The organism is Pectobacterium versatile, assembly GCF_020166435.1.
GTDB classification, from domain to species: domain Bacteria; phylum Pseudomonadota; class Gammaproteobacteria; order Enterobacterales; family Enterobacteriaceae; genus Pectobacterium; species Pectobacterium versatile.
Window position 1 is genome coordinate 40,592 of record NZ_JAINZP010000015.1, and the last position, 16,824, is coordinate 57,415.

At 54.8% G+C, this 16,824-nt stretch carries 13 protein-coding genes; 5 read left to right on the top strand and 8 right to left on the bottom strand.

Annotated elements, in window-relative coordinates; genetic code table 11:
- Positions 1-219: 219 nt before the first annotated feature.
- Both degP and dgt read right to left on the bottom strand, forming a co-directional pair.
- Positions 220-1,668 carry a serine endoprotease DegP gene (gene degP / locus K7X24_RS15865; RefSeq protein ID WP_224555741.1) on the bottom strand — a complete coding sequence of 483 codons (1,449 nt, stop codon included), beginning with the start codon at positions 1,666-1,668 and terminating at the stop codon, positions 220-222.
- A gap of 189 nt (positions 1,669-1,857) precedes the next feature.
- Positions 1,858-3,369 (bottom strand): dGTPase, encoded by a 1,512-nt coding sequence (dgt, locus tag K7X24_RS15870; protein WP_211045681.1) that lies wholly within the window; start codon positions 3,367-3,369, stop codon positions 1,858-1,860.
- Positions 3,370-3,615: 246 nt separating this feature from the next.
- On the opposite strand from dgt, the gene mtnN reads away from it, so the two are divergent.
- The 3 genes from mtnN (at position 3,616) to K7X24_RS15885 (ending at position 5,657) form a co-directional block, all read left to right on the top strand.
- Positions 3,616-4,314: a 5'-methylthioadenosine/S-adenosylhomocysteine nucleosidase gene (gene mtnN, locus K7X24_RS15875; protein ID WP_224555742.1), complete on the top strand. Its 699-nt coding sequence runs from the start codon at positions 3,616-3,618 to the stop codon at positions 4,312-4,314.
- Positions 4,315-4,316: 2 nt separating this feature from the next.
- A complete protein-coding gene (btuF, locus tag K7X24_RS15880; RefSeq protein WP_224555744.1) occupies positions 4,317-5,147 on the top strand; it encodes a vitamin B12 ABC transporter substrate-binding protein BtuF in 831 nt (276 codons plus the stop codon).
- A gap of 231 nt (positions 5,148-5,378) precedes the next feature.
- Complete coding sequence (locus K7X24_RS15885; protein ID WP_224555746.1) at positions 5,379-5,657, top strand: hypothetical protein; 279 nt, start codon at positions 5,379-5,381, stop codon at positions 5,655-5,657.
- Positions 5,658-5,805: 148 nt separating this feature from the next.
- Here K7X24_RS15885 and erpA read toward each other — a convergent pair whose 3' ends face one another.
- On the bottom strand, positions 5,806-6,153 hold the full coding sequence (gene erpA / locus K7X24_RS15890; RefSeq protein ID WP_005969047.1) for an iron-sulfur cluster insertion protein ErpA: 348 nt from the start codon (positions 6,151-6,153) through the stop codon (positions 5,806-5,808).
- Positions 6,154-6,691: 538 nt separating this feature from the next.
- On the opposite strand from erpA, the gene hemL reads away from it, so the two are divergent.
- Positions 6,692-7,972, top strand: a complete 1,281-nt coding sequence (gene hemL / locus K7X24_RS15895; RefSeq protein ID WP_224555748.1) for a glutamate-1-semialdehyde 2,1-aminomutase — start codon at positions 6,692-6,694, stop codon at positions 7,970-7,972.
- A gap of 70 nt (positions 7,973-8,042) precedes the next feature.
- Here hemL and K7X24_RS15900 read toward each other — a convergent pair whose 3' ends face one another.
- Positions 8,043-9,503 carry a PLP-dependent aminotransferase family protein gene (locus K7X24_RS15900; RefSeq protein WP_224555749.1) on the bottom strand — a complete coding sequence of 487 codons (1,461 nt, stop codon included), beginning with the start codon at positions 9,501-9,503 and terminating at the stop codon, positions 8,043-8,045.
- Between the two features lie 136 nt (positions 9,504-9,639).
- Between K7X24_RS15900 and K7X24_RS15905 the strand changes: the two genes are divergently transcribed.
- On the top strand, positions 9,640-10,230 hold the full coding sequence (locus K7X24_RS15905; RefSeq protein ID WP_224555751.1) for a LysE family translocator: 591 nt from the start codon (positions 9,640-9,642) through the stop codon (positions 10,228-10,230).
- Between the two features lie 42 nt (positions 10,231-10,272).
- On the opposite strand, the gene fhuB is transcribed toward K7X24_RS15905, so the two are convergent.
- The 4 genes from fhuB to mrcB all read right to left on the bottom strand — a co-directional run bounded on the left by fhuB (position 10,273) and on the right by mrcB (position 16,769).
- Complete coding sequence (gene fhuB, locus K7X24_RS15910) at positions 10,273-12,291, bottom strand: Fe(3+)-hydroxamate ABC transporter permease FhuB (protein ID WP_224555753.1); 2,019 nt, start codon at positions 12,289-12,291, stop codon at positions 10,273-10,275.
- Positions 12,284-13,210, bottom strand: coding sequence for a Fe(3+)-hydroxamate ABC transporter substrate-binding protein FhuD (gene fhuD / locus K7X24_RS15915; protein WP_224555755.1), 927 nt, complete (start codon positions 13,208-13,210; stop codon positions 12,284-12,286). Before fhuD ends, fhuB begins: the two co-directional genes overlap by 8 nt.
- A 16-nt stretch (positions 13,211-13,226) precedes the next feature.
- Positions 13,227-14,024: a Fe3+-hydroxamate ABC transporter ATP-binding protein FhuC gene (fhuC, locus tag K7X24_RS15920; RefSeq protein WP_010299547.1), complete on the bottom strand. Its 798-nt coding sequence runs from the start codon at positions 14,022-14,024 to the stop codon at positions 13,227-13,229.
- 264 nt (positions 14,025-14,288) lie between these two features.
- Positions 14,289-16,769, bottom strand: a complete 2,481-nt coding sequence (mrcB, locus tag K7X24_RS15925) for a bifunctional glycosyl transferase/transpeptidase (RefSeq protein WP_224555757.1) — start codon at positions 16,767-16,769, stop codon at positions 14,289-14,291.
- Positions 16,770-16,824: the final 55 nt, after the last annotated feature.

Here is a 16,824-nt window from a genome sequence, read left to right on the forward strand (position 1 = left end):
AGGAACATTGACAATTGCACCAGCATACCGCCACTCGGTGCGCCACACATTGTGCAAATTAACAAAGAAACGGGAATTAGGTTAAATCTGTGGAAGAACTCACAAAAGTACTTTCAGGGAGAAGCGAGAGGTAGCCGGGCACCCGCGTGCCCGGCCAAAAGATTAACGTAACAAATTGTCTTAAAAGATAATTATTAACTTACGCGCTAAACAGATCGATTACTGAGCCAACAGGTAAATCGTGCTGTCACCGCGACGCACATTCAAGGCCAATACAGCCGGTTTGCTGTCCAGAATTTTACGCAACTCGCCAATATTCTGTACCGTCTGTTGGTTAACCCCCAGAATAATGTCATCTTTCTTCAGGCCAATTTTAGCCGCCGCAGAACCGGGTTTAACGTTATCTACCTTGACGCCTTTTTTGTCGTCCACCTGAGTATTGCTTAGCTCGGCACCTTCAATGCCAGAGTAGAGATTACCAGAAGCCACCTGAGCCTGATTGCTCTGTTGCAGCGTCACCTCAACCGTCAGCGGTTTACCCTCGCGCAGCAGCCCCAGCGCCACTTTACTGCCCACCGGCAGCGACCCAACCTGCGCACGCAGTGCAGAGAAGCTGCTGACCGCCTTACCATTCAGCGTGACGATCACATCGCCCGCCTTGATGCCCGCCTCATCTGCCGCCGACTTCGGCCGCACCTGGCTCACAAACGCACCGCGCTGTGCATCGACCTTCATCGCCTGTGCCAGTTCGGAGTTCAGCTCCGTCCCGGTGATGCCCAGCTCACCGCGCTTTACTTCACCAAATTCGACAATCTGTGCAACGACGCTTTTCACCATATTGCTGGGGATAGCGAAACCAATCCCGATATTGCCGCCATCTGGAGCAAGAATCGCGGTATTCAACCCAACCAGCTCTCCGTTCAGGTTGACCAGCGCACCACCGGAATTCCCCCGGTTGATCGCTGCATCGGTCTGAATAAAGTTCTCGTAGTTTTCAATATTCAACCCGCTACGCCCCAGCGCGGACACAATGCCCGAGGTCGCCGTCTCGCCCAGACCATACGGATTACCAATCGCTACCGTATAATCACCGACCCGCAGCTGGTCGGAATCCGCGACCTTAATCGCCGTCAGATTTTTAAAATCTTTCAACTGCACCAGCGCGATATCGGAAAGTGTGTCTTTGCCTAACACTTTGCCGTCATACTTGCGGCCATCGCTGAGTCGAACCTGAATCTTGTCAGCGTTATCCACCACATGGCTGTTGGTCACCACATAGCCTTTCTCTGCATTAATCACGACGCCCGCGCCCAGCGCCTGGAAATTTTCCTGCTGCGCTGGCTGGCCGTCGTCGTCACCTTCTCCCTGACACATTGGCGATGACTGGAACGGCGATCCCTCCTGGCAGAAAGGCGAGTTTTCACCCAAAAACGGCTGAAGCTGCGGTGGGATCCCTTCTTTTCCCTCATTTCCCGCATGGGTGGTATGCCCTTCCACATAGATGCTCACCACAGAAGGCATGACGTTTTCCAGCATAGGGGCCAGGCTGGGTAATTGACCCGATGACGCGGCAGACGCCGCTGACTCTGCGGCATTCGCCGTGGTAGAACCCATCGCCATCGCCAGACTTAACGCCAGCGCACTCAGAACCAGTGATTTTCTTTTCATAGGAGGTTATCTCATAGTAATCAACACGCGAGTCTTACGGCCCGTGTACCCGACACCGGGTACACTCAGTGGTCGTGCTGTATGAGATAAATATGGACCAACAAGGTTCCAAAGGGGAAGATCGTGAAGCGTAAGGAAATATTGAACGGCTTTACAAAAGTCGTGATTTCCGTTGCGGCCTGTTCATCGCTAATCTGCCGCCATCAGCTTGCGGTATTCGTCGTAGGCGTACAAATCCGTCATACCGCTGATGTAATCCTGAATCAGGCGCGCCCGATAATAATATTCACGGATGACACGCTCGGTTTCGGGTAACCCTTCCAACTCGGTAACCGCTTCGCAATAGGCCAGACAGTGCTTGCTGGATAGCTTGTGGTAAAGCCGCGTTTCAATCGGATAGCGCTTGTGCGTATCGTCGCTTACAAGCTGGCTGAAATCCTGATAGGGCATCTCGAGCAGCGGGCTATAAATATCTAGGAGGCCGCGAATCACGCGATCCCCCTGTAGCTCCAACTGTTCAACTTCATGATGGTTAAAAACGTGCTTTAAGGCGACGCGTTTGAAAATGCCTAACAGGCGATTCTGCGGGCTGTCGTCCTCAAGCAATGCCTGATTAAACGAACCGGCATAGACTTCCGGCAGGTTATCGATAAAACGCTTCGCGGCATGCGGCACCATCTGCGCCACGGTATTCACGCGAAGATTCATGAAGAACTGATCGTCGTGGCTGCGCCATTTTAAACGTTCACGTCCTTTGTAGGCATGTTCAATCGTTTTAGCGAAAATGTCTTTCTCTGTTCCTTCACCCCAATTTTCACGTAAAAGGTCGTAAAGTTCTTCAATCGTGAGAATATCTTTCTCGACAGCATCCTCGAGATCGGCAATGCAGTAAGACACATCGTCGGCCGCTTCCATAATGTAGCTCAGCGGATGACGGTGAAATTCGCCCATATCCAGCTCTTCACGCAGTGTGGCGACAAACGCTTCCTCTGCCAGATAGTAGCCCGGCTTCTTCATCAAATAATGGTAATCAGCCGGAAGCTCGCCGTGCCAATACGCAGGGCGGGTATATTTCAGGATACAAGCGACCTGCCCGTAGGTCAGATTAAGCTTCAGCAACGTATGCACCAGACGGATCGCCTGTGCGTTGCCTTCAAAATGGCTCAGATCCTGCCGGATCTGCCCGCGCAATTCGTCCAGTCCATCTTGCTGCATCCGCAGCGTAGGGACTCTACAGTCATCGACGCGCTCCGGGGATTCACTGTCCAGATAGTGGCTATCCAGCAATTTTCTGAACCATTGATTAATCGCGGATTCGCCAAAATGCCCAAACGGTGGATTGCCGATGTCATGCATCAGACACGCCATTTCAACTAGGCTTTCAAACGGCGTTTCTCTGTCGTTCAGCCCTAGCGATGCCAGCCGCCCGTCGACTTGCAGGCGGTGTAAAATCTCTTTGGCGATATAGCGGCCAACCTGCTGAACTTCCATCGAATGGGTCAGACGGGAGCGGACGGCCGCATTACGTTCTAGCGGAAAGACCTGAGTTTTTTGCTGTAAACGGCGGATGGCAGCGGAGTTAATAATACGACCCCGATCGCTTTCAAACTGGCGCACAATCGTATATTCATCCTCAGCCGTTTTAGTCCGACTGAAATGGCGCTGAAAGCTCATTTTTTTGGCGAAATCGATACCAGACATACGGTTCTCCATGTCATCCCGCTACAGCACAATGATGGACACTCCATCTCATCCCGCTAGCCATGATAGACTAACGTCCGCGATATACACCTAATGCTGGTCATTTAACGATCGAGATACACGGTGCGGCCACAGGGGTGAGGCATCCCTGCGGGAACCTCCCTCTGTGTTTCCCCTAAAATGGGACTTCAGTGACCAGCATTAGGTATACGCCTTCCATTTATAACAGAATTTGCGGGGAACCTTATGAAAGTCGGTATTATCGGTGCGATGGAACAAGAAGTAACGCTGCTGCGCGATCGGATTGAAAACCGTCAGACCTTCCAGCGTGCGGGTTGCGAAATCTACACCGGACAAATCAACGGCGTAGAAGTCGCGCTGCTGAAATCCGGTATCGGTAAAGTCTCCGCCGCACTGGGCACCACGCTGCTGCTAGAACACAGCAAGCCAGACGTGGTGATTAACACCGGTTCTGCTGGCGGACTGGCACCGACATTAAACGTCGGTGATATCGTGGTTTCCGATGAAGTGCGCTACCACGATGCTGACGTCACGGCCTTTGGCTATGAACCCGGCCAGATGGCAGGCTGCCCTGCGGCTTTCCCTGCCGATGAAAAACTCATCGCGCTGGCGCAGGAAGCGATTGCCGAGTTACAGCTGAACGCCGTGCGCGGTCTGGTTGTCAGCGGTGATGCCTTCATTAACGGCGCAGAGCCGTTAGCTCGTATCCGCACCACATTCCCGAAAGCCATTGCCGTAGAAATGGAAGCCACCGCGATCGCACATGTCTGCCACCAGTTCGCCGTCCCGTTTGTGGTGGTGCGCGCGATTTCTGATGTGGCCGATAAAGCCTCACACCTGAGTTTCGATGAGTTCCTGAGCGTTGCAGCACAGCAATCAACGCGGATGGTAGAAGCGATCCTGGCTAAGCTGGCCACACGCTAATCGTGATTCTCAGGTTCCTCTGCTGGCTGACCGGGCTACTGCTCTGCACCGCCGCTTATGCCATTCCGCAGCGTGTTATCAGTCTCGCCCCCCACGCAACGGAAATGGCCTATGCGGCAGGCATGGGCGAACAGTTAATTGCGGTTAGCGCCTGGTCAGATTACCCACCAGAAGCGGAAAAGCTGGAACAGGTTGCTTCCTGGCAGGGAATCAACCTGGAGCGCATCCTCGCTCTCAAGCCTGATCTGATTCTGGCCTGGCGCGAGGGGAATCCGCAGCGTCCGCTGGAACAGCTCTCCAACTTTTCGATTCCCATCGTTTATCTGGATGCAAAAACGTTAGACGATATCCCGGCGTCACTACGACAGCTGGCGACCTATAGCCGCCATCCTGAACAAGCCGAACAGGCAGCAACAAATTTTCAGCAGGAAATAGGCAAACTCCAGCACGCTGGCGAGAGGCATAACGCCACGCCATTGCGGGTATTCATTCAATTCGGCACTCAGCCGCTGTTTACCTCGTCGAAAGCAACGCTGCAAAGCCAGATCGTTTCACTGTGTGGTGCCGAAAATGTCTTTAGCGACAGTCCGGTGCCCTGGCCGCAGGTCAGTCGTGAACAGGTGTTAAGACGCCAACCGCAGGCCATTATTGTCGGCGGTGCGCCAGAGAGGATTGCCAGTGTGCAGGCGTTTTGGCAGCCGCAATTAGCGGTTCCGGTAATTACCGTCAATGAAGACTGGTTTAGCCGCAGCGGCCCTCGTTTACTATTGGCAGCCCAGCAAATTTGTTCTCAGTTAGCAGAGTTAAGACCCACGCTTTCGTCAGCGAAGTGATTGTTAATTAACAGAGTGAAACCATTCCGCTAACAATAGCTTCATTAGTATACAAATTGTAACACTAACAGGCTTTTATTTCGCCAATAGTTGCCGATAATCTGAACGCAACGATGGAATCATAAACAGCATTCATGGTTTTGATTACCATCTGGCGATAAAGCCAAAGCAAGACGAAATGAGAAAACTTTGAACCGATATCGGTTCCTTTGACACCAGGTAGCTTTAAATATGAAAAATGCGTTGCTTTACGCGGGCTTACTTATGGCGGCCTGTAGCACGGCATATGCAGGGAATCAGGGCGGGCAAATTAACGCTCAACTGACGATACAACCGGCGTGCGGCGTAACGCCTCAATCTGGTCAATATCAAATGAATTGTAACGTAGCCTCTGTACCACAACCTAAAATTACTGAGTCACGTATTCAGGTCGATCAGGCAAAATTTTCGACTTCTGCGGCAAAAACCGCACAGGGTACGGAAACGCGTTTGATTACGGTCGAATGGTAATCACAGTAAAACAGGGGGCGTGTTTTTTTAACGCTTCCTATCATTGTCTTATTGTCTGCGATAAAAAATGTCTGCTATAAAAAAACCGTGTCTCGGCAACAAGACACGGTTTTTATTTTTTTAGTTGGTGAATAACCGCAATGCAGGATCAGACGCTGAAAGAGGAACCACAGCCGCAGGTGGATTTCGCATTCGGATTCGTCACGATGAAACGAGAACCTTCCAGCCCTTCGGTATAGTCCACCGCACCGCCAACCAGATATTGCAGGCTCATCGGATCAACCACCAGCGCCACACCTTGTTTCTCAATGGTCATATCGCCGTCGTTGATTTGATCATCAAAGGTAAAACCATACTGGAAACCGCTACAGCCGCCGCCCGTGATATACACGCGCAGTTTCAGCTCTGGGTTTTCTTCATCAGCAATCAGGTTTTTCACCTTGCTTGCCGCCGCATCGGTAAATTGCAGAGGCAGTGCTGCTATATCATCGCTCATATTTTTACTCCCAACTCAGGGCTTATCAGGTGATAGACCCATATTCATACGCTTATTATCCGGCAGTATGCGAAAACGTTCAAGATTTGACAGCCCTACCCTAAATAATTCGAGTTTCAGGAAGGCGGCAACCGCACGACAAATCGGTCTAAGACCGATTTGAACAGTGCTAGCACTGACCCGAAGGGTGAACCTCATTTATGAGGTTCATCAATCCCCAGGAGCTTACTCAAGTAAGTGACTGGGGTGAGTAAGGACAAATTGGCTAAGCCAATTTGAACGCCGTTTACGGCGGCCCTTCAGGGCGAGGCTCAGAGAGGAGCCGAGTATTGCCAACACACATGCAACTTGAAGTATGACGGGTAGATTGTTGAAATAATCGCCGCATTATGCCGTCTCATACACTGCACAGCCAGTACTCTCTGTGGGTATGATGCGGTGTGTTTTCAAGTGAAAACCCGCACAGCGATTTCATAACGGCGGTCAGTTCATTAGAATACCCCTACATTTTACGATCAAGACCAGTCAGGACCGCGTAATGAACAAATCTGAAAGCCTGTATGCTGCGGCACAGCAACTTATTCCCGGCGGAGTAAACTCACCCGTTCGTGCTTTTAACGGCGTCGGCGGTACTCCGCTGTTCATCGAACGGGCTGATGGCGCTTATCTCTACGACGCTGACGAGCAAGCGTACATTGATTACGTGGGTTCGTGGGGCCCGATGGTGCTGGGTCACAATCATCCGGCAATTCGTGATGCAGTGATCGCGGCAGCAGAACGCGGCCTGAGCTTTGGCGCACCGACAGAAATGGAAGTGCAGATGGCGCGTCTGGTCACCTCGTTGGTGCCGAGTATGGATATGGTGCGGATGGTCAACTCCGGTACGGAGGCCACCATGAGCGCGATCCGACTGGCGCGAGGTTACACGGGCCGCGACAAAATCATCAAATTTGAAGGCTGCTACCACGGCCACGCCGATTGCCTGCTGGTGAAAGCCGGTTCCGGCGCGCTGACATTGGGCCAGCCTAATTCCCCCGGCGTTCCAGCCGATTTCGCCCGCCACACGCTGACCTGTGTTTATAACGATCTGTCATCGGTTCGCGCTGCATTTGAACAATATCCTGACGAGATCGCCGCGATCATTGTCGAACCTGTTGCGGGCAACATGAACTGCGTTCCACCGCTGCCAGATTTCCTTCCCGGCCTGCGTGCCCTCTGCGATGAGTTTGGTGCCCTGTTCATTATCGATGAAGTGATGACTGGCTTTCGTGTTGCACTGGCGGGTGCACAATCGCACTATGGCGTGATTCCTGATCTGACCTGTCTGGGGAAAATCATCGGCGGCGGCATGCCAGTCGGCGCATTCGGCGGCAAGCGTGACGTCATGCAGGCGCTGGCACCGACTGGCCCGGTTTATCAGGCAGGAACGCTGTCCGGCAACCCAATTGCCATGGCCGCAGGCTTTGCCTGTTTGACAGAAGTGGCAAAACCCGGCGTACACCAAAAGCTCACCGAGTTGACCAATCAGTTGGCTGATGGCCTGCTGGCTGCCGCGAAAGCCGAAAATATTCCGCTGGTGGTGAATCAGGCGGGTGGTATGTTCGGTCTGTTCTTCACGGATGCCGAGAGCGTCACCTGCTATCAGGATGTGATGAAGTGCGACGTCGAGCGCTTTAAGCGGTTCTTCCACATGATGCTGGAAGAAGGGATTTACCTCGCGCCGTCCGCGTTTGAAGCGGGCTTTATGTCACTGGCACATACGCCACAGGACATCGAGCGTACCATCGAATCCGCACAGACCTGCTTCTCACGGCTGTAAAAACCAACTTAATACACGACGACGGCGTCACTCACTGACGCCGTCGTTTCAGCGCAAACCAGAAGCACCATTAATCCCCATTCCCCGGCTCGATACCGCTCATTTCACACGCCAGCGCCCCCGCGCGCTTAAGCGCATACGTGTAGCGTTCATCAAACGGGTAGCAGCACGATAGCCGAAGCGCGTGCTTACAGCGGCCGCTTAGCGTATAGAGCTCGCCGGGCGTGACGCAAATTTTCTCTTGCAACAGACGATGGAATAATTCCACCCCATCGACATGACCCGGCAATTCCAGCCAGAAAACAAAACCGCCCTGCGGCTGCGTCGCGCGTGTCCCCTGCGGAAAATGTCGGGCAATCAGCCCACGCGCCTCATCCATCTGCACGGCATAGCGACGACGCAGCGTGCGCAGATGGTGATCGTAACCGCCAGACTCCAGAAACTGCGCTAGCGTTTCCGATAGCAGCGCCGATTCCGCCATTGACGATACCGCTTTCAGCCGCGCCACTTTGGCGCGGAAACGGCCTGACGCCATCCAGCCGATGCGGAAATCAGGCGCCAGCGTTTTCGTGAAGCTGGAGCAGTAAATCACCCAGCCTTCGCGGTCGAAGGCTTTCACCGTCGGCGACAGCGGCCAGGTAAACTGAAGTTCGCTGTATAACCCATCCTCGATAAGCGGCACCTGATAATCGTTCACCAACTTTGCCAGCCGCTTTTTATCCGCCAGCGTCATGCTGCACCCTAACGGATTCTGCGCGTTCGGCATGGCGATAATCGCCTGTAATCGTTGTTCTGACAGCAGCAGCTCCAGCGCATCCAGCGCGAGACCGCGTTGCGGGTCGGTGGGAATCTCCACCGTTTTCAGTCCCAGACTGGCTAGCAGGGGAAAGAGATAAAAATAGGTTGGCGTTTCCAAGCCCACACAGTCGCCCGGCTGCGTAACCGTGCGTAGCGCCAGCTGTAGCGCTTCCATACAGCCGTGGGTGATCGTGATGTCCTCGCGGGTCAATGTCATGCCTAAGTCCATCGCTCGCCGCGCCACTTCTCGCCGCAGCCTTTCACTACCCGGCGGCAGCGCATAGCGACCAATTAGTTCAGGCTGGCGCCGCAGCAAAGAAGCGGCTATACGGCTGATCTTTTCGGTGGGGTAGAAATCGGTATGCTGCGGGCACGCCAGAGAAATATTGGTGTAGTCTGGGTGCGTCTGTGCAGCAAATACCGTATCGATCAGATCTAATTTCTCACTGCCCGGCACAATCACCTGCGCACGGTGAGGCTTACTCTCCGTCAGCGACGGCAGACGGCCCCGAACAAAATAGCCGGACTGCGGTCGTGCCTCGATCAACCCGCGATCCTCAAGAATACGCCAGGCATTTAATACCGTGTTCACACTCACCTGATGCGATCCGGCTACGCGACGAATAGAAGGCAGGCGACTTCCCGGCGCTAACGTCCCTTGATGAATGGCTGTGGCGAAGGTTTCCGCGAGCTGTTGATAGAGCGTACTTTCTTGTGAGTCGATGATGGACACAGTTCCCCCGCCAGCCAATGAGTACAGTTAACGATTAATGCAATTTGTACCCATTACAATAATCATTTTGTGTATCTGTAACCATTTATTTTTTCTGCCTACCATAGTGTTCTCACCCCATCATCAGGATAACACCATGCTCGACCCTTCTTTTTTCAGCTACGTCACCGTCATGTCGATCACGCCGGGACCCAATAATTTGCTGCTGGCGACGTCAGGCGTCAATTTTGGCCTGCGTCGTACCTTGCCGATGCTGATGGGTATTTTAATTGGCTGTGCGCTACAAACGGCGCTGATGGGCGTGGCATTGGAGCTGTTGCTGAGTTGGCTGAGCATGATCCGCCTGCCCCTCACTGTGCTGGGGTGCGTCTATCTGCTATGGCTATCGTGGAAAATCGTGCGCTCATCGGCACCGGAATTACAAGGGCGAGTACAGCCAATGACCGTACTGCAAGGGACGTTATTTCAGGCGGTAAACCCAAAAGCCTGGCTGATGTCCAGCAACATCGCACTGCTGTATACCGCCAGCAACGGTATCCTCCCCACAATGTTCGCCTTTATGGCGCTCAATCTGCCCTGTATTCTCGTTTGGGCCGTGCTCGGCGATCGCATCGGCAAACATCTTCAGGAACCGTGGAAACTGAAGGCCTTCAACGGCATCATGGCGCTTTCGCTGGTGCTTACTACGTTCTGGATGCTGGCCGAAGCCATCAACGTCACGGGTTAATTACACAACTTCGGCGGGCTAATCTACCCGCCGAAGTTCGCGTTATCTCACCTGCTTGCGTAGCAGATAAACAAAGTAAGGCGCGCCAATAAACGTCGCGAGCAGCCCTGCCGGGATCTGCGCCGGAAAGAGGATCATCCGGCCAAACCAGTCAGCAATCACCATCAGTGCCCCACCAATCAATGCCGAGCTGGCGATTTGCGGTAATACGCGGCTAAAGCCCAGCATCCGCGCCATATGTGGTGCCATTAAGCCCACAAAGCTCATCGGCCCAACCATCAGGGTTGCCATCGCGGTCAGTACCGATGCCAGCAGCAACACCAGCAGACGAACCGGTGTGACAGCTACACCAAGCGATCTGGCCGTTGTCGTACCCAGTGGCAAAATACGCAGCCAGCGCTGACAGAGTGGGACGATCAACAGTAGCAGAACCGCAATCACCGCCGTGCGTATCGCGTCAGTCGGTTCGACCGCATAGGTTGAGCCCGACAGCCAGGTCAGCACCGTTCCCATGCGCGGATCGCCACTGGCTAACAGCAGCGCTATGATGGTGGAAAACGCCATACTGAGCGCAATCCCCGCCAACAGCATACGCTGCGTGGAGAACCCACCACGACCGGCGATAATCACCATGACCAGCAGCGTTAACGCCGCGCCCGCGCTACCGGCCGGAAGCAGCCACACCAACGCATTGCCGGGAACGAAGAACAGTAAAACAATGACGCCAAACGAGGCACCAGAGCTAATCCCCAGCACTTCCGGGCTCCCCATCGGGTTGCCCGTCAGCTTTTGTATTAGCGTTCCCGCCACCGCCAGCATCACCCCGGCAGTTAGCGCCGCCAGCACCCGAGGCCAGCGCCATGAGAGCAACTGCGCTAACACATCACCACCGCCCCACTGCCAGCCTTCCGCATCTTTCCCCAACATCAGCGCCGCGATCACCACCATTCCCAGCAGCGTGATGCCGAGTACCAGCCACGTTCCCCACAGGCGGCGTTCAACCGTCGGCGTGCTATTGCTGTCGACCAGAGCAGGCTGACCACTATTACGCAGGCGCGGCAGCAGCCACAGTAGCAGCGGCGCACCAATCAGCGCCGTCGCGGCCCCCGTTGGGACGTCAAGCCACACGCGGCTCAGCCAGATAACGCCCTGATCGGCGACGCCGAGCAGCAACGCCCCGAGCAACGGTGCTAATAAAAGACGGTGAAGTAAACGCCGTGCGCCCAGCATTTTCGCCAGCAGCGGCGCAAACAGGCCGATAAAACCGATAATGCCTGCCGCATTCACCAACTGGGCACACAGGAAAATCCCAAGCCCAAGCGCGCTCAGACGTGCCAGCGACAGCCCAAGCCCCAGATTACGTGCAACGCCGTCATCCAGCCCCAGCAGGGTTAGCGGGCGAATCAACAATAGCGCCAGACAGAAACACACCAGAAGACGCGGGAGAACAAACTGCACATTGCTCCAGTCCTGTTGGTTCAGCACGCCGCTGCTCCACAGGAACAAGCCCTGAAGCTGCTCATGATGGAAAAGCACCAGCAGCTGATTGACCGCGCTACAGTAGAAACTCAGCACCAATCCCGCCAGTATCAGCGTCACCGGCGATAACCGCTTGCCCCAGGCGACGCCAAACACCAGCGCGCCAACCACCAGCGCCCCGATCATCGCAGCAGCCTGTTGGATCCATACGCCACCGGGCAGCGCCCATAGCGTTACCACCGTGATGCCGAGCTGTGCGCCCGTGGCAATCCCCAGCGTTGATGGCTCAGCTAGCGGATTACGCAAGACCTGTTGGAACAGCACGCCACACAATCCCAGCCCCGCACCAATCAGCAGCGCCAGTACCATGCGCGGCAACAAACTGTAGTGAAACAGAAGCTGCTGCATATTGTTCAAGGCGGGCTGTGTCAGCCCCTGAAGCCACTGCGATACAGGCAATTGCTGCTGCAAGTTGTAGCTGCCCATTCCCAGAATCACGAACAGCAGAAAACCGATTAAAACAACAGGCAGCACCAGCGGGTGCACAGCACGCTTGTGCGCGGCAGACAGAGAATTAGGCATGTGTTCTCGCCTCCAATGCCTGATTCAATACGCGACAGAAGCGCATCGCCGAGAGCGTTCCGCCGTACAGCCAGACGGCTGGCACACGTTGCAAACGCTGGTTACGCACAAACGGCATGGCCTGCCAGAGCGGATTATTATCAAGCTGAGCGCTGATGGCGCTATCACCATGTTCGAAACAGAGTACGTTGGCATCGCCGATCTCAGCCAGGCTCTCAATGCCGACAATCGTACTGCCCCAGAAGCTGGTTTCACCACGCCAGGCATTCTCTATTCCGATGTGATCCATCACTTCCTGAAAAAGGCTGTTCTTGCCGATCACCAACACATGGCGGCTGTCGACCAGCGTGATGAGCAACAGAGGCCGCTGGGTGTAAGGCTGGAGTGTGATTTTTTCCTGCTGGAGATACTGCGCCAGCTCCGTCAGGTGCCGTTCTCCGGCCGCTTTCATATTTAGCGCATCGGCCAGTTTCATGACCGAGGCCTGTGCCGACGTCAGCGGTTTTCCCTGTTCGTTGCTGAAGCCAAAGCCCAGCAGCGGAGAAATACGGGACATTTTCGCGACCGAAGGGCCGTAGCCTTCAGAGTAAAGAATCAGGGACGGGCGAATCTGCGTGAGCAATTCCAGATTGGGCTCGGTACGCAGCCCCACATCAATCACCGATTCAGGCAGCGCTGGCTCTTTCACCCACAGGTTATAGTTATGTTTATCGGCAATCGCGAAGGGCGTGATGCCCAACACCAGAAGCAGTTCAACAGGCAACCACTCCAGCGCCACAATGCGGTTTACATCGGGAAATGTGGCAGTGGCTCCCTTGCTCGCCGCTGAATAAACCAGCGGGGACAATAGCAGCGCCGTCAGCAAACGACGGCGTAGCGGATCGGGGGAGGATGGAGAAGAAAAAAGTTCAGGCATCATGAGCAGGAAAACCGAGTTAACAAACGAAGCTGACCGGCGCGCCACCCGCCGGATGAGGCAAAATACCCATGGGAATGCCGTAGATATTTTCCAGCACGTCCCCTTGCATGAGCGCGACAGGCTCACCCTGCGCAATCATTTTGCCGCCGCGCAACGCTACCAGATGATCGCAGTAGCGCGCAGCCATGTTGATATCATGCAACACAGCAATGACGGTGATGCCGCGCTCGCGGCTCATGCGCTGAATCAGCGCCAGCACCTCAACCTGATGCGCAATATCCAGTGCGGAGGTCGGTTCATCCAGCAGCAGGCAGCGGCTATCCTGTGCCACCGTCATCGCCAGCCAGGCTCGCTGCCGTTCACCGCCAGACAGGCTATCCACCAGACGGTTAGCAAACGGCTTTAATCCCACCAGCGTGATGGCTTCTTCGACCTTTTCCCGATCGGCGCTGCCGAAACGGCCTAATGCGCCGTGCCACGGGTAGCGCCCCACAGCAACCAGCTCACGCACGGTCATCCCTTCGGCAGCAGGAAGCTGCTGCGGTAAATAGGCAACCTGACGGGCGAACAATTTGCTGTCCCAGCTTCCGGTCGCCTGTTCACCCAGCAATGCGGTTCCGCTGCTGGCGGACTGATGGCGACCCAGAATTTTCAGCAATGTCGATTTGCCTGAGCCGTTGTGCCCGATCAGCCCACACACTTTCCCCACGGGAAAGGTGATAGATAACGGATGTAGCAGCGTGCGTCCGGCGACGGAAAAGCTGACGTCGTCCAGTCTGAAGGTAGTGTCAGGCAGTACAGTTTGATTTTGCATAGCGCTTTTGGTTTTTTAATGTCACCGAAGGAAAGGGGTGAGCAGAATTCACTATTTCCGTAACCGTCGATCTAAAAGAGAACGATAACGATTACGATAAAGGCAGAATGATAGGCGCAACGGAATGCCAATCGCAAGACTTTTACCTGTCAGCGTTAGAGTGCTCCGGCAGGAAAAGTGGTATCAGGCAGGACGTGACCTTTCTCGAAAAAACGACAGCAGCAAAAAAATACCCCCGGATTAACCGGGGGCAGTGAGAGGAATTTATTGACCAAACATTTCTTTGATCCAGTCAGCGACGCCTTCTCCGTTTTGCTGGTCCTGCTGCGCTGAAGGCTGCGGCTGGCTAGCCTGACACAACGCCTGCGGATTATCCGTCCAGACCGGCAATACGCGTCCGGCGCTGCTGCCGTTGCAGATAAAGTTACCGCTGGCATCCACCGTCATGGTCGTAATGCCTTCCGGCGGCGTCAGCATCAACGGCAGCGGCGTTTGGTTCTCCAGGTAGCGACGATAAATCGTCAGCGCACCGTTCGCCCCAGTCAGCTTGGCCGGGCCGTTGTTATCTCGCCCTACCCAGCTAATCGCCACTTCTTTACCGTCGATTCCAGCAAACCAGCTGTCACGCAGGTCGTTAGTCGTACCGGTTTTCGCTGCCAGATGATAATTCGGGAATTTCACCGCCAGCGAACGCGACGTACCGCGTTCAACAACCTGCTGCATGCCATACAGCGTCAGATAGGCAGCCTGCGCCGGAACCGCGCGTTCCGCCTGCGGGAAGCTCTGATACAGCACCGTGCCATCCTCAGCAATCACCGAACGCAGTGAGGAAAGCGGCGCGCGATTGCCGCCGCTGGCGATCGTCTGATACTCCTGCGCCACTTCCATCGGCGTCAGACTGATCGCTCCCAGTAGCATCGCTGGTACAGGTTGAATCACATTGTCAGGGATCCCTAAACGCTTCAACGTTGCCGTGATCTGATCCAGCCCCACGGCCATCCCCAGATTGACGGTCGGCACGTTCAGCGAGCTCGCCAGCGCATCGACGAGCATAACGCTGCCGCGGAATTCACGATCGTAGTTCTTCGGCTGCCACACCTGCCCGTTAGACTGTTTTATCGACAGCGGCTCATCCGCCAACAGAGTATTTAGACGATAAGTATCCGGCTGGCTCAGCGCCGTCAGGTAGGTTGACGGCTTCGCCAACGACCCGATCGGACGACGCGCCTGTAGCGCACGGTTAAACCCGGCGTACTGCGTTTGAGCACCGCCAACCATCGCGCGAACTTCACCGCTGAAGCGATCGACAATCACCATCGCCGCTTCCAGATCGTTGACGTTACGCCCAGCACGCAGTGCCGGAACCCCGACTTCCACCGCTTTTTCCGCCGCATCCTGCGAAACTGGATCGAGCGTGGTAAAGATCTTCACGCCGGAGAGATCGTTAACCTTGTCGCCAAGCCGCTGTTGCAGTTCCTGACGAACCAGTTGCATAAACGCGGGCTGAGGACTGATTACGCCGCCTTTCGGCTGTACGCCCAATGGACGCGCACTCAGCATATTGTACAGGTCGGCATCAATAACCTGTTGATTTTGCAATAGACGCAGCACCAGATTACGTCGCTCTAACGTAATCTGCGGATTACGCCACGGGTTATACAGCGACGCCCCTTTCACCATGCCCACCAGCAGCGCCTGCTGATCGAGGCTCAGTTCATTCACCGGACGACCAAAGTAATACAGGCTGGCGAGCGGGAAACCGCGGATCTGATCGTTACCGCTCTGACCGAGATACACTTCGTTCAGATACAGTTCAAGGATACGATCCTTGCTGTAGCGATAATCCATGATCAGCGCCATATAGGCTTCGTTAGCTTTACGCCACAGCGAACGCTCGTTGGTCAGGAACAAGTTCTTAACCAGCTGCTGCGTCAGCGTACTGCCGCCCTGTACCGCGCGCCCCGCAGTGATGTTCGCTAAGAACGCACGGCCAATGGAGTACAGGCTGATACCATCGTGTTCATAAAAATGGCGGTCTTCGGTCGCGACCAGAGTATCAACCAGCAGATCGGGGAAACCGGCACGCGGCACGAACAAACGCTGTTCGCCATTCGGCGACTGCATCATGGTGATCAGTTTCGGATCGAGACGGAAAAAGCCGAAGTTACGCTGGTTGTCCAGATTCTGGATCTGTGACAGACGATCGTTGGCAAACGTCAGGCGCGCCTGAATCTGCCCTTCTTTTCCATCAGGGAAATCAAATGGACGGCGCAGCATATCGATGTTGTTGCCACGCACGCTGAATTCACCCGGACGGGTAATGCGGCTCACCTGACGGTATTGCATGCCTTCCAGCAGACTGATCATCTCTTTCTGGCTATAGGCCATGCCCGGCTCAAGGTTAACCATGCGGCCATAGACGGCGGCCGGCAACTGCCAGACTTTACCTTCAATACGGCTACGGATCTGGCTGTCGAGGTACACACCATAGATCGCCATCGCCACAGCAAAGATCAGGAACAGCTTGATCGCCAGCCCCAGCCAGCGCCGTCTTCTCTGCGATTTACGCGTCATGGTGTCATCGCCGTCGTAATCATCATCGTCGTCATAGTCGTCCTGATAATCGTCATAGTCTTCATCATCATAGTCGTCATCCCTGCGACGTCGTATGGCCTGCTTGCGTTCAGGCTTACGTTTTGGCGCTCTCCCTTTGCGCCCGATAGGTTCGCGGTCATCCCGAGACATTACAATAACTTCTCCATCAGGTTGTTCACGGCTATCTGCTCTGCGCTCAAGCCGC